Origin of the sequence: Rudanella paleaurantiibacter (assembly GCF_009184635.1) — a bacterium.
GTDB lineage: Bacteria > Bacteroidota > Bacteroidia > Cytophagales > Spirosomataceae > Rudanella > Rudanella paleaurantiibacter.
Genome location: NZ_WELI01000001.1, coordinates 551,172 through 565,471 on the forward strand (window position 1 = coordinate 551,172; position 14,300 = coordinate 565,471).

At 53.5% G+C, this 14,300-nt stretch carries 9 protein-coding genes; 1 reads left to right on the forward strand and 8 read right to left on the reverse strand.

The annotated features are described in order from the left end of the window. Positions 1-8: 8 nt before the first annotated feature. The 7 genes from F5984_RS02400 to F5984_RS02425 all read right to left on the reverse strand — a co-directional run bounded on the left by F5984_RS02400 (position 9) and on the right by F5984_RS02425 (position 5,896). Positions 9-818: a TerC family protein gene (locus F5984_RS02400; RefSeq protein WP_152122447.1), complete on the reverse strand. Its 810-nt coding sequence runs from the start codon at positions 816-818 to the stop codon at positions 9-11. Positions 819-977: 159 nt separating this feature from the next. Further along, a complete protein-coding gene (locus F5984_RS02405) occupies positions 978-2,039 on the reverse strand; it encodes an NAD-dependent epimerase/dehydratase family protein (protein WP_152122449.1) in 1,062 nt (353 codons plus the stop codon). A 63-nt stretch (positions 2,040-2,102) separates the two neighbouring features. After that, positions 2,103-2,267, reverse strand: coding sequence for a hypothetical protein (locus tag F5984_RS26495; protein WP_185155397.1), 165 nt, complete (start codon positions 2,265-2,267; stop codon positions 2,103-2,105). Positions 2,268-2,332: 65 nt separating this feature from the next. Beyond that, a complete protein-coding gene (locus tag F5984_RS02410; protein WP_152122451.1) occupies positions 2,333-2,878 on the reverse strand; it encodes a hypothetical protein in 546 nt (181 codons plus the stop codon). Between the two features lie 486 nt (positions 2,879-3,364). Then, positions 3,365-3,442, reverse strand: coding sequence for a hypothetical protein (locus F5984_RS27000; protein WP_394367383.1), 78 nt, complete (start codon positions 3,440-3,442; stop codon positions 3,365-3,367). 161 nt (positions 3,443-3,603) lie between these two features. After that, on the reverse strand, positions 3,604-3,930 hold the full coding sequence (locus F5984_RS02420; RefSeq protein WP_152122453.1) for a Crp/Fnr family transcriptional regulator: 327 nt from the start codon (positions 3,928-3,930) through the stop codon (positions 3,604-3,606). Between the two features lie 22 nt (positions 3,931-3,952). Next, positions 3,953-5,896 (reverse strand): KUP/HAK/KT family potassium transporter, encoded by a 1,944-nt coding sequence (locus tag F5984_RS02425; protein WP_152122455.1) that lies wholly within the window; start codon positions 5,894-5,896, stop codon positions 3,953-3,955. A 393-nt stretch (positions 5,897-6,289) separates the two neighbouring features. Between F5984_RS02425 and F5984_RS02430 the strand changes: the two genes are divergently transcribed. Further along, complete coding sequence (locus tag F5984_RS02430) at positions 6,290-9,376, forward strand: TonB-dependent receptor plug domain-containing protein (RefSeq protein ID WP_152122457.1); 3,087 nt, start codon at positions 6,290-6,292, stop codon at positions 9,374-9,376. Positions 9,377-9,606: 230 nt separating this feature from the next. Here F5984_RS02430 and F5984_RS02435 read toward each other — a convergent pair whose 3' ends face one another. After that, complete coding sequence (locus tag F5984_RS02435) at positions 9,607-14,133, reverse strand: putative Ig domain-containing protein (RefSeq protein ID WP_152122459.1); 4,527 nt, start codon at positions 14,131-14,133, stop codon at positions 9,607-9,609. Positions 14,134-14,300: the final 167 nt, after the last annotated feature.

The following is a 14,300-nucleotide window of genomic DNA, read 5'->3' on the forward strand; positions in this document are numbered from 1 at the left end:
CTCCAGAATTAAATCATACCTTCTTTGTGCGCTTCTTCGCCGTATCCGTGCAACTGAACCGGTGGGGCTTTCTTCCGAAGCTGCATGTTCAGGAACTCAACCAGCAGTGAGAATGCAATGGCAAAGTACAGGTATCCTTTGGGCACAGTGCCAATGTGAGAGTCGAAAATCACAAACTCCGACAAGTGAGCGCCTTCGGCCACCAGCATGAAACCAATCATGATCAGGAAGGCCAGGCCCAGCATCTGAATACTAGGGTGCTCGTTGACAAACTTACCGACTGGGCCTGAGAAAAACATCATCACCAGTACCGACAGCACGACGGCCGCAATCATGACGGGTACGTTTTGGGTAAGCCCCACCGCCGTCAGAATCGAGTCGATAGAAAAAACAATGTTGATAATGGCGATTTGGGTAACCACACTCGATATGGTTGCCTTTCCGGCTGTTGGCATCGATTCGTTTTCCGACATGCCTTCCAGCTTGTGGTGAATTTCGGTGGTGGCTTTGTAGAGCAGAAACAAGCCCCCCACAATCAAAATAACGGCCTGCCCGGTAAAGGCGGCTTTGAACCAACCCAGATCAATGTGGGTAAATGGCTCCGAAAGGGCAATCAGCAGCGAAATACCGAACAGCAGCAATACCCGGAAGATCATGGCGAGTACCAGACCGATGTTGCGGGCTTTCGGCTGATCCTGCTTGGCGAGCTTGTTGGCCGCAATCGAGATAAAGATAATGTTGTCGATGCCCAGAACGATTTCCAGAAAGGTCAGCGTGAGCAGGCTAATAAGGTTTTGGGCGGTAAAAAGTCCATCCATTGGCGTGTCGAAACAAACGTTTTAGGGTCGCAAACTTCCGAAGAAAACCCTTGGAGTGCAAGAAAAAGGGTTAAGTGGGTCCAAATCGGGATAAAATAAAGGCAGGGCGGCACTTTGTACCGCCCTGCTATTTCATTGGGTTAACGCCAATGCGTTACCTTATTTGAGAATAGGCTCCAGCGCGGCCCGGTTTTCGTCGAGCCAGGCGTGAATGTCGGTCACAATTTCCCGAATCCCTTTTTCGGGTTTCCAGCCAGTCATTTGCGTCACCTTCGTGTTGTCGGTGATGTAGAGCCGAATGTCGGCGGCCCGGTTTTCGGTCACGGCTTTGATCGGGATGGTTTTGCCCGTTACCTCCTGACAAATCTGGGTCAGCTCCTGCAACGAGGCACTGCTTTCTGTGCTCCCTCCGGCGTTCAGAATTTCGCCGTTCACGGCGTCGAGGTTGTGCAACTGCCAGTCGATCAGGCGGTACAGATCGTCGATATGGAGCATATCGCGGGTTTGCTTGCCCGTGCCCCCGTAACCGATATACGCCAGTTGCTGCTCAAAGTAGTGTTTGGCAATCCAGAGCACCATCACGCCTTGATCTACTTTGCCCATTTGCCAGGGGCCGGTAAGTACCCCGCAGCGGTTAATCACCGTTTTGAGGCCGTAAAACTCGTTGTATTCCTGAATCAGCAGCTCCGAAGCCAGCTTGGTGGTTCCGTACAGCGACCGGGCACCGTCGAGCGGGAAGTTCTCGGCAATACCCCGGCTCGAAACACCGGCTACCGGCTGATCGTCGGTCAGAACAAACCGGGTATCGGCTTCCTCAAAATTGAGCGTTTCAATGGTTTTGATCGGGTACACTCGGCTCGTCGACAGGAAGATAAAGCTCGCCTTGTGCTTCAGCGCGTAGTTGAGGCAGTTGACCGTACCAAACAGGTTGGTATTGATCAGGTAATCGGGCGTACCATCGAGGCCAGCCAGTACCGAAGGCTCTGCCGAAGCTTCGATCACGGTATCTACGGCGGGAATGTTGTCGAAGTCTTCCTTACTCCGAATATCGCCATGCACAAACTCAATACCCGCTGCTTTGAGCCGGGCCAGGCTCAGTTCCGAACCGCGCCGTTTGAGGTTGTCTAGTGCAAAAATGGTGTACTGGGGGTAGTTCTTCTTCAACGCAATAGCCAGCGAGGAGCCGACAAATCCGGCCCCGCCGGTAATGAGGATTTTCATGCTGCAGTCGTTATGATTGCAAAACTACACAAAAGCACTAAAAACCGCCTGCCGTCAGATAGCTTACCAATCGTTCAAGAGTTTACGGGCCAGTTCGCGCAGGGTTGCTTCGGGGCTGTTGCGGTATGTTTCGATCTCCTGCCGGGCCTTGTCGCCCTTGAGCATAGCCAAAGCTACCACATACGGCTGTGCATTGCCGTCGCTGCCGACCCGCTCGCGCCGACTCACGGCAATGATGGCATCAATGGCTCCTGTATCGCCCAGCCGCCCCAGTGGCCGTACTTTATTTCCTTTCAGTGAGTTTCAGGCCGAGCCCCACTGATGTGGCATATCTTGGCATTAGGCCAGAAGTATGCTGCTGCAATTACCTCATTCTTTTTGCCATTTTTGGCTGGGCAGTATATCAGAAAAAGGGTTGAATCAATAGCTAGGCCAAGCATATTAGTGGGCTTTGTAACTAAGTTATAAACTTGTGGATGGGTACGTTTGAAATAACGTACTGGTAGGGTTTTGATGTCCAGCACTGACTGACAAGAGCAATATTGTTGCGCATAACCAATGGTCACGTTCTTGAAAGTTTGAATTTCGCGGAGCCTGCCTTCTTCCTGTTGTGCCTGACTTGCGTCTGTAACGCGAGTAGACTTCTCAAAATAGAACGAGTAATAAACATCTTTATCTCGCAAACCCAGACTATCGGGGCCACCTAACTGCTGAATGAATTGAAGTAATAGATTTTGGCGAACCCTCTCATACGAGTCAAGACTAACTCGTTTAGATTGGGCTATCAATAAGTTTGAGCTACTTATGTAGAGTAGAAAAGAAAGGAGTAAGAGTCTCATTGTTATTGGGATAAATGGTTATAGACTACTCAACTCTGTGGGTAAACTGACCACAGAGTTGAGTAAGAAGTACTAGTCACAACCACCTGTATTTCGATCAGGTGTTCCATAATGCGATTGTACCTCAGCCCTGAGTTGGCTTATACTGGCTGAGTCAACACCATAAATTACCTCGGTTGGGTTACGGCGCGTAATGGTGACTGACTGGGCGCAGGCCGAAAAGAAGATAAGGCCGATAAGCAGCGTGAGTAAACAACGGTTCATGGGTGTGTCGGCATCTGATAACGTCGTAAAGATGAGGACACAGCACGCCTAAAAACTTGATCTATATCAAGAAAGCCTCAGTACTGGACATTAGATGTTGGACATTAGACGTTAGACCTCCATCTATAAAGGTAGTAAGTCTAACGTCCAGTGTCTGAAGTCCGAATGTCCAGTACTGAAAAGAAAGTAAACACGGGGGAGGATACCCGCTGTTGGTAGCATTTATCGCTTCTTAGCCCGAATCCGGCTCACGGTCTCGGGGGTGAGACCCAAAAACGAAGCGATGTGTCGATTACTCACCCGGTTGAGTATGGGAGCATACTCGGTTGTAAAGGCCTGATAAAGCTCGTCGGCGCTGAGAGTTCGGAGTTGATGAGCCCGCCATTCGCTCCGGGTGTAGTATTGTTCGGTGATGAGTCGGCCAACAACGTTGAACTCGATAAAGCGAGTGTATAATTGCTCTAATTGACCTTTACTGAGCGCCCATAACCGGCTTCTTCCAGCAACTCAAGGTACTCGTAGGAGGGCGTCTGGGTAAAAAAGCTGAGTGGAGAAATGATGAAAGAGCCTTCGGCCATGAACCCGGTCGAAAACTCTTTCCCATCGCTCAGATAGTAGCCCCGTACCAGCCCGGCTTCCAGAAAGTACAGTTCAGACGAAACCTCGCCGGGCGACAGTAACAGACTACGCTTTGGTAAATCAATTCGCTTAAGTTGAGCCGTTAACGCCTGTAAAAATTCATCGCTGACCGGGTGCAGACGCCCGATCAAATGGATTAATTCGTCCATGCCCAAACGGCTCCGAGTACCTTTAGCTTGGTATGCGTTTCAACTTCACATTCTCGACCGGCCGGATCACGAGCGGCACTTTCTCGATTTTCACCGAGCTGCTGTCGAGGCCAAACCAACGGTCTTCGGTGGTCGTTAAGGTCTTGATAAAGAAGTAGATGTTCATGATCACCCGCTCGCGGAAGGGCAAATCGTTTTCAAACGACAGGAACTTCTCGAGCACTACAAACCGGAAATCACCGATTACGTTCTGCCGGTTCAACGACTCGTACCGGCTTGTAATGTCTACCTCTTTGTTACGTACCAAGTCTTCGATTACCTTCCTGAAAAACAGGTTGATGCGCTGCTCCACCCGGAATCCCAGCTTGAATGTCACCTTGTAAGCATCGTCGGGGGCAATGGTGTTCACCTTGTACTCCATCGTGTACGGGTCGTCGGTGGTATCCACGTGTACAAACCAGTAGATGTCGGCCCGTTTGGGGCGTTTCTGGAAAATGGAGTAAATAATCTTCGACTCAATCTCCGACTGCCGGGCCGCATTGCTCATGAATACGAGGTGCGTAGCGTATTTCGGGATGCTGATGTCGCGGCTAAGTTCTTTGATAGCCTGTAAATACGTATCAATGCGGACGTACTCGGTCAGGCGAAGCTTGATCTTAAACGCCTGTAGCCAGATAATCATGATGCAGGCCATGAGCCCCGCAATGAGTACCGACACCCAGCCGCCGTGGGTGAACTTGATCAGGTTGGCCACCAGGAAGCAGCTTTCCAGACTCAGGTAGAACACCAGGAAGAAGATAACGAGCCAGGCGTTGTACTTTTTCGAGTACATGTAATAGCTGAACAGAATGGTGCTCATCATCATGGTCAGCGTAATAGCCAGACCGTAAGCGGCTTCCATTCGTTTCGACTCCTGAAAGTACAGTACTACAGCAATACAACCCGCGTACAAGAGCCAGTTGATGCTCGGCACATACAATTGCCCTTTCTGCACGCTCGGGTACCGGAGCCGCACTTTAGGCCAGAGGTTGAGCCGGATAGCCTCGCTGATGAGCGTAAAGGCCCCGCTCAGCATAGCCTGACTCGCAATAACCGTAGCCGCAGTGGCAATGCTGATACCGATAATGAGAAACCACTCGGGCATAAGCTCATAAAACGGATTGCGCTCACCCAGTGCCTGACCTGCCAGCGATTCGACGTAAGCACCCTGCCCAAAGTAGTTGAACAACAGGCATGTTTTTACGTATACCCAGCTCACCCGGATGTTACCCCGGCCACAATGGCCCATGTCGGAGTACAGGGCCTCGGCACCCGTTGTCGACAGAAACACGGCACCTAACAACCAGAAGGCACCGGGGTAGTCCATCAGAAAATTGTACGCATACGTGGGGCTGATCGAGCTCAGAATGCTCAAATCGCTCGATACATTCACGATTCCCAGTACGCCCAGCATCGTGAACCAGACAAACATGATGGGCCCGAATGCGGTACCTACTACCCCCGTTCCGAACGACTGGATCAGAAACAATAACGACAAAATACCAATCACAATTGGGATGGTGTCGATTTCGGGGTAGATAATCCGCAACCCTTCTACGGCTGATGAAACCGAGATAGGCGGGGTAATGATACTATCGGCCAGCAACGAGCTTCCACCGATAATAGCCGGTATCGTGAGCCAGGGGGCATGCCGACGAACCAGTGCGTACAAGGCAAAAATACCGCCTTCGCCCCGGTTATCGGCCCGTAGAATCAGGATGACATACTTGGCTGTAGTCTGGAGAGTGATGGTCCAGAAAATACAGGATAACGCCCCGCGTACTACTTCTGGATGAATGGGAGTGGTTTCGCCAAGAATGGCTTTGAGTACGTACAAAGGCGAGGTGCCAATGTCGCCGTAGATGATACCGAGGGCTACCAGCAAACCAGCGGCCGATACGGTATCTAAGTGCTTTTTATCTTCCATGAGAAAGAGAAGGCCCCCGCGCAATGGAAAAGCGGAGGGGCTGCTGCAAAACGGGGCAAAGATAGATGTTGTTTGAATTTATTTTTTCTGTAAGCTCACAAAGTTGTGTATCAGCAGCTATCAGCCTGATTTTGCGAGACATAGACAGGGTTAAAAGTCGGTGAAATCAGAACTGAACATTCAATGCTGGCCACCAGACATCAGACGTACTACCATTCTGTAGAGAAGTCTAACGTCTAGTGTCTGAAGTCCAAATGTCCAGTACAAAAGTCCGTGAATGGATTTTTCGCGTAAGTTTTCTTCAAATCGGTGGACAAATGCGAACCAGACTTGTTGTTCCATGCAGAAGTAGCTTTCTGATGTCTGCCTCTCACTAATCTATACAGCTTCGCAATGCGAAAATTTACAATCAGTTGGCTGTTATTCAGCCTTTTATCGTTTACTGCCTTTGCACAGACTACGGACCTTACCGTAAGTGTGCGCGAACTCGCCCGCCAGCAACCCCTGTCGGGGCAGGTGGTGTATCTGGCCAATCCGTCTATTGGCCTCAGCTTGTCAGCAACGTCGGGTCCCAACGGACAAGTGCAGTTTCGGGCGTTGCCCCTCAACGGTGTGTACCGCGTTTTTGCGAACGAAACCGACACTTACCTCGAAAGTGCGGCCGAAGGTATTGTGCTCCGGGCCAACGCCCGGCAGTCGGTGACACTCTTGCTACCCTCCCGGCGCGAGGTGAATCTGACCGAGGTGCAAGTCCGGGGCCGGAGTACGTCACGCATCAATACCATCAACGCCGAAGTGGCGTCGCAGATCGACGTTCGGAAGGTAGAAGAACTGCCCGTTGAAGGTCGCGACATTACGCGGGTGCTGTACCGTCTGCCCAATGTGAGCCAGGCAACGGGTTTCTTCCCCGAAGCCCCCAACGTGAGTATCAACGGGGCCAACGCCTTGTTTAACAACTACCTCATTGACGGTATGGATAACAACGAGCGGTTTCTGGGAGGACAAAAATTTGCCATGCCGATTGGGTTTGTACGCAACGTAAACGTCCTGACCAACAACTACTCCGTTGAGTTTGGTAATACGGGCAACGGCATCATCAACCTCACGACTCGCTCAGGGAGCAATCAGGCAACGGGTGAGGCCTTTTTCCTGACCCGCCCCGGTGCCGTAATCGACGCCCAAACGGAGTATCCCCTCCGCGATTTATCGGGTAATCAGGTGCGCGACGGTTTTCAGCGGTATCAGGGTGGTTTTGGCGTGGGTGGAGCCCTTGTCAAAAACAAAACCTTCTACTACCTCAACGCCGAGCACACCACCGATATAAAGGATAACCTGCTGACGGCCCCCCTGTTGGGTGTAAACGAGACCGTACGGGGTACCAACCGCTTCACGTACGTATCGGGTAAGCTCGATCAGTTCTGGACCGATCGCTTCAAATCGTCGTTGCGTTTCAACGTGGGTCAGGTAGCCATTGGCCGTCAGGCGGGTGGGCTTACCGGTGGTTTGGCGTTTCCGTCGGCGGCCAACGCGCAGGATCGGAACTCGGTGCTGATTGCGTCGCGCAATACGTATAATACCGAGCGGTTTGCGTCGGAAACCAACGTGCAGTACGCCCGCTTCCGCTGGAATTACGCCCGCCCTGTCGACCCAAACAGCCCCAACGTAACCGTGCTCGACCCCACGGGTCAAACCGTAGCGGTGCTTGGGCATCCTGGCTACCTCTTCGATTCGCACGAGAGCACGATGCAGTTTCAGCAAAAATTCTCGTTCTACCGGGGTAACCATACGTTCCGGGCGGGAGCCGAGCTGATCAGCAGCCGTCACCGGTTGTTTGGCGGAGGTAACCCCAACGGTAGCTATACCGTGCAGCTAACGGCCGGTCAGCTAACGGCCTTGCAGGCCCGGAATCTGGGCAGCAACTTTGGTGTGAACGATGTACCCGCCGATGCCCGCGTAACGGGGTATTCGGTTGAGCTGCGCCCTAATTCATTCGGGACAACCCAGAACATTGTGAGCCTGTACGCCGAAGACCAAATTGCGGCTACCTCGCGCCTGAACCTGACCCTCGGCCTGCGCTGGGATTACGATAACCTCAGCAAAGGGGGCGACTCGCGGGGCGACTTCAACAACGTGGCCCCCCGTGCGAGCTTCAACTACAAACTCACGGGCCGCTCGGCTCTGCGGGGTGGTATTGGCTTGTTCTACGATAAAATTCTGTACACCATTTACTCCGACGCCCTCCAGCAAAACAGCACGAGCGCCGACTTTAAGCGGCAGTTGCAGTACTTCAAGGAGCGGGGCATTCTGCCAGCCAATACCGACATCGACCGGGTTACGTTTGACGGAAACCTCGGCGTAGGCACGAGCAACAATGCAGGCTTGCCGTTCCGGTACTTGCAGGGCCCGGCCGCCAGCACCTTTGCCAATCAGCGTAACCTTCCTACGGGCGAGCGCCGGATTCTGAACCCCAACGGGTACCACAATCCCTACACACTGCAAACCACGCTTGGCTACCAATACCAGGCTAGCGACAAGCTGTTGTTGTATGCCGATGTGGTGTATAATGAGTCGTATAACCTCTTCCGTACGCGTAACCTCAACGCCCCGGCAGCCTGGGATTATAACCTGAGCGCGCAGCAGGGCATTGCCCGGTCCACGGCCGTTGCCGACCTGACCCGCCCATTGCCGATTCTGGCGTCGGGAGCTGGGGTAAGTGGCGCTACGAATATTCCTGGTGCGGCCCGGAGCGTGGTTGTGACCGAAACCGAAGGCCGCTCGCGCTATGTGGCTCTGAGCCTGAACATGCAGAAGGAGCGAATGGACGATGCGTACAGCTACCGCTTGATTTACACCTTGTCGTCGCTGAAAAATGATACCGAAGACATCAACTTCCGGGCGATGGATGCCAACAATTTCGCGGCCGAATGGGGGCCAAGCATCAACGATCGGACGCACATCATCAACGGTATTTTCAATTACTACATTGGCCGAAATTTTGTGGCAACGGCGGCTGCGCTGGTGCAGAGTGGACAGCCCATTAACCGAATTCCCAACGGCGCTATGTACCGGATTGTGGGTGCCAACGGACAGCCTTTGCTGGGTGCTAATGGTCAGCCCCTGACAACAAACGACCTGAACGGCGACGGTGGTGCTTTTGGCGATGCGTACGTGGGTAACTCCGACCGTCAGCCGGGCGAAACTCGCAACTCTGACCGCTTACCCTGGTCGAAGGTGGTAGACCTGAGCTTACAGTACCAGATTCCGCTGGGTCGGATGTTAGGAAATAGTGAGGGTACTACCCGTCGGGTTGAGATTCGGGCCGATGTGTTCAACGTGCTTAACACCAACAATTTGAGCGGTTATTCGAACAATGCAACCCAAAGCAACCAGATTCAGGTAGGCCTACGGGGTAGCGGTATTGTGCAGCGGAATGCCGCTCCGCCCCGCCAGTTCCAGTTTGGTGTTCGGTACCTGTTCTAAGTTTATAAATGAATGTACAATGTAAAATGTATAACGTACAGTTGGGTTGTCTGTTGATAATCAGCCATTGTCCATTGCGCATTATTCATTATACATTCACTTAAGTGCTTGAGCTTATCGTTTTTGGTGACCGACATTGACCAAAAACCAAGAACGATAAACCTAAAAGAGCGGGCCGCCCAGAGAAGGTAGACTTCTTCGGGCGGCCCGCTCTTTTGGGTTTGAATTCGTTACTGCTTCACCACTTTCACGCTTTGGCTGCGCGTAGGGGTACTAACCTGCACCACAAATACGCCGGGCGTTTTACCCACCCATACCTGCTGCCGAACCGTGTCGCCCGAGGGCTCAACCTGCCGGGTGCTCAGTACCTGTCCCTGTACGTTCAGAACCTGTAGCGAAACGGGTTCGTTGCCAACCGACTGGATTTCGAGCCGGGCCCATTCGTCGGGTGTGGGGTTCCCCAGCACCAGTACCGTGAGTTCGCCGGGGCTTTCGTAAGCCATGCGGGAGGTAGCACCGGCACCGGTACAGTACTGTTTGAAGTTGAACGTAAACGTGTTGCTCGTCACGTTGCCCTGCCGAACTTTCAGCTGGAAAGCCCCAATGTCGGAGTTCGGGTTATTGATTGCCTTCACCATATCCGGGTTATCGAGTATCCGCAAACAGTTGGTCGGGTCGGTATTTTTCAAGCCTACGTTGTTGTCGTAGAAAATGGTGGTCCCGTTACCCCCGCGTGTGCTGATGCGGAACGTTCCCGTTTGGCAATTCACGTCTGTAACGCCCATAATTCGTAGCGTTTGCCCAATGGTATTGGCCGGACTTCCGCAACCGGTAGTACTCACGGGTGCATTCACCGTCAGGATAAAAATAGTAGCGGTGGTGAGGCTGCCGGGATCGGTAGCTACGAGGGCTACATTGCTCTGACCAGTGACCGAGGGCGTTCCGGTGATCGTGGTACCGGTCAGGGTTAACCCGGCAGGTAGTCCTACAACCGATAAAGTCAGACTATTCGGCGTTTCCATATCCGTAAACACCGACCCAACATTGAGCGAGTAGTTTACTCCTTGTGTAGCCGTCTGCGGACCAACAAGATTGGCAATAACGGGCCGTGTGTTGCCCTGCGCAATTGTGATCGGAATCCGGAACGTTGTTGAAAGTCCGCCCGGATCAGTCACGGTAATGACTATCGTACTGCTACCGGCTACGGTTGGCGTACCAACCAGATTGGAGCCTGACAGTTGGAGCCCGGCGGGTAGTCCGCTGATCGACATCAGAAGTTGCGTAGGAGTTTCGGCATCCGTAAAAATGGCGCTTACATTCAGGCTGTAGCTCACACCGGTTGTCCCCGATTGCGGGCCAACGGGATTCACAACAACCGGGGGCGTGTTACCCGAACGGACTGTCAGTTGGAAACTGGTGCTTACGGTCAGGTTACCGGGGTCGGTGGCCTTTAGCGTAATGGTGCTCACGCCTGTCGCCGAGGGGGTGCCGGTGATGGCCGTTCCCGTGAGGGTCAGGCCTGCAGGCAGGCCCGTTGCCGACAGGGTCAGGCTACCGGGCGTCTGGGCATCGGTAAACACTGAGCCAATATTCAGCGAGTAAGCCGTACCGACAGTACCCGTTTGTGCGCCGATGAGGTTCACCACGGTAGGGGCCGTGTTGGTCACTACCGTCACGCTCGGAGCCGGGTTCACCGTCAGCACAAAAAGAGTAACGGTGGAGAGACTGCCGGGGTCGGTGGCTATAAGAGCTACATTGCTTACCCCCGAAGTCGACGGCGTACCGGTAATAAGGCTACCGTTTAGGGTCAGGCCGGTCGGTAGGCCCAGCGTCGACAACGTCAGACTGTTGGGTGTTTGGGCGTCGGTGAAGACGTTGCCAATGTTGAGCGAGTAAGCCGTACCAACTGTGGCCGATTGTGGCCCGACGAGGTTGACTATGGTAGGAGCCGTGTTGGTCACGGTAGTCACACTGGGTACGGGACTCACCGTCAGTTGGAAACTGGTGCTTACGGTCAGGTTACCGGGATCGGTGGCCTTGAGCGTAATGGTGCTCACGCCCGATGCCGACGGGGTGCCGGTAATGGCGGTTCCTGTGAGGGTCAAGCCTGCGGGCAGGCCCGTTGCCGACAAGGCCAGGCTACCGGGTGTCTGTGCATCGGTAAACACCGAGCCAATATTGAGCGCATAGGCTGTACCAACCGTGGCCGATTGTGGTCCAACGATGTTCACTACCGTAGGGGCCGTGTTGGTTACAGGCTGCGGGGCGCTACAATACGCTTTCATGTCGAACGAGAACGACAGCCCCTGTACACCACCCTGCCGAACCATGACCGAAATGGTCTTGGGGTCGGAGCGTAAGCCAGCATCCAGAATATGCGAGGGGTTAGTAGTCCAGCCCGTGATACCGATAGCCGCGTACTCGACCGTAGAGCCATTGCCGCCGGTAAAGCCAAATAGAATGGCCCCTGTCGTACAGTTGTACGTAACCACCGTGGCTGCCAGCGGCCCGCCGGTTATTGGGGGCGGAGGGGTGGGAGTGGGTGGGGCAGAGGCCGGGTTAATCGTCAGCACAAAGGTTGTCTGTGCCGATAGGTTACCCGGATCGGTAGCCGTAATTGTAATGGTGCTCACGCCCGATACCGAAGGTGTTCCCGAAATGGTGCCTCCCGAAAACTGAAGGCCCGCGGGCAAACCAGCCACCGACAGCACCAGCCCGGTTGGTGTTTCAGCATCGGTGAATACTGTACTCAGGTTCAGGCTGTACCCTACACCTACCGTACCCGACTCAGGGGACAGAGCCTTGGCTACCACCGGCGCGGTATTGGCGGGCGGCAGTGGGTTACCCGAACAGTACGCTTTCATGTCGAAGTTGTACGAAGCCCCCTCCACGCCATTTTGCCGAATGTAGATCGTGATGGTCTTTGGGTCGGCCCGCAAACCGGCTTCAATCGTTTGATTGGCGTTGGTGGTCCAGTCGGTAATACCCAACGCTTTGTATTCGATCGGCGAGGTAGTGCTGCCGCCCGTAAACCCGAACACAATGGCCCCCGTTGAGCAATTGTACGTCGAGACAGTAGCTGCCAACGGCTTGGGAGCCGGTGGGTCCATCGTGGTCAGGGCGGGCGAGAATGGGCTTGTACCGGTAGGCATGGTACCCCGGCCGAGGAAAATCTCGTCGCCTTTCAGGTTGATCGTCGTATAGAACCGGTAGCTCCCCTGCACGTACCGTACCATCAGCTGCGTTTCCTGACTCGCCGACGCGTATGGTTGCGTAGCGGCAATCAGAATCTGGTTGCCGTTAACAATGGCCCGCGCAAATGGCTTACCGCTCCGCTTCTGCGCGTTCGAGTTCAGCCGGTACCAGGTCTTGCCGTTATCGTACGAGCATTCGGTGGCTTCGTTGAGGTAGGTTTCCTGCCCGTTGAACAAGTCACCGTGATGCTTAAATAGCCGCCACAAGCCGTGGAGGTAATGTTCGTACACGCTGTAGTTCCGGTTATTGTCGAGGTTTTCGCGGCCCGGCACTACGGGGGCATTAGGCGTCAGAATATTCCAGTCGTCCCACAGAATAGCCCCGTGTGCGCCCGTGAACCAGTAAAAAATGCCTAAACCTTCTGCAATGGCCGGTGGGGCCGGGTACTCAGCCCGCGCAGCCTGTCCCGGCTCCGAACTCTGGGTATTGAACAGCCACTGCCAGGCAATTCGCTTTTTGGGCGACAGCTTCATGTTTACTTCCTGCTCGCCCAGTACGCTGGCCAGCCAATGCCGGTCTTCATCACCAGTATGCCGGGCTGCGTAGTCGAAGTCTGACGATAGAAAATACGTGCCGGGCATCTGAAAATGAGCCAGTTCGCCAAAGGTTTTACCCACAATTGCATCGGGCATACCCCGGCCTCGGGTATTGGTGGCGTCAATCTGTTTGGCGGGCATGCGCCAGAGCCAGTCGGGCGAGCTGAAATTGGCAAAGTCTGACGAACGTGAGTACCCATAACTGTTGTGTGGTACCGGGCCAATCCCGCCAATTTCGGTGTAAGGGCTAATCCGTTGCCGAAGCATCCACATCTTGTATACGTACAGGTTAGCGTGTTCCTGCTCGTTACCAGGGCTGGTGCCTTCGTTCTCAATGTCGAAGAAAATTTTGCCGAACGTACTCACCTGCCCCGAAGGAGGGCAGTCGCCGAAACCAACACAACCCCCGCTCAGCTCAGACATGGCCTGCCCCAGACTCTCGCGCTCGTTGATGGAGCCGGGTGGCCGCAAAAAGTACGTGTCCTTGGCCAGGTCGCTGTTGCGGGCCCAGGGCAGATTAAAGGGTAAATCTGTAAAGTAGTTCTGGTACAGAATGAGCGAACGTTGCTCGGGGAGTAACCGGCTGGTCCAGGTGCTCGACTGCGTGAATTTTGACCCCCGGTCATACTTGGCGTTGGATAATGGCGAATACCCAAGTTCGTCATCGGTCATCCGCGACCGTTCAATAGCCGAAAAGCCCCGTCGGAACAGTTTGTCCCAACTGTCTTTAACGTGCAGGTTGCGCCCGGCCCCACTAAAGGTGAGGTGTTTACTCTTGGGCAGCGTAAAATCATCGACCACATCGATATTCCAATACCCCCGTACCGATTGCGGGGTCGGCGTAAACGCTTTTCGGGGCGACGGAATCAGGGCCGTTTGTGCCGGTATGTCTTGAGAAAAAACATAGCTACATGTAACCGATAGGCAAGTGAACACTAATAACGGAAGAGTAAATTTTTTAAGCATACATACGGGGGTTTTTATTTATTCTTATAGGCAATTTTGATTCCAATTTCTTATAATTGTTATATGATAATAAATATATTTGTGTAGAAACTGTCCCGTTGCCTCAAATAGACATTCAATTCTATATTCATAGTAAACATTTAGGCTTAGAGGGGAAAGTTTTTTAT

Bases quoted from the DNA above. Each gene is read 5' to 3' on its own strand.
- F5984_RS02435 (WP_152122459.1), bottom strand. From the start codon at position 14,133: ATGCTTAAAAAATTTACTCTTCCGTTATTAGTGTTCACTTGCCTATCG.
- F5984_RS02400 (WP_152122447.1), bottom strand. From the start codon at position 818: ATGGATGGACTTTTTACCGCCCAAAACCTTATTAGCCTGCTCACGCTG.
- F5984_RS02420 (WP_152122453.1), bottom strand. From the start codon at position 3,930: ATGGACGAATTAATCCATTTGATCGGGCGTCTGCACCCGGTCAGCGAT.
- F5984_RS02425 (WP_152122455.1), bottom strand. From the start codon at position 5,896: ATGGAAGATAAAAAGCACTTAGATACCGTATCGGCCGCTGGTTTGCTG.
- F5984_RS02430 (WP_152122457.1), top strand. From the start codon at position 6,290: ATGCGAAAATTTACAATCAGTTGGCTGTTATTCAGCCTTTTATCGTTT.
- F5984_RS02405 (WP_152122449.1), bottom strand. From the start codon at position 2,039: ATGAAAATCCTCATTACCGGCGGGGCCGGATTTGTCGGCTCCTCGCTG.
- F5984_RS02410 (WP_152122451.1), bottom strand. From the start codon at position 2,878: ATGAGACTCTTACTCCTTTCTTTTCTACTCTACATAAGTAGCTCAAAC.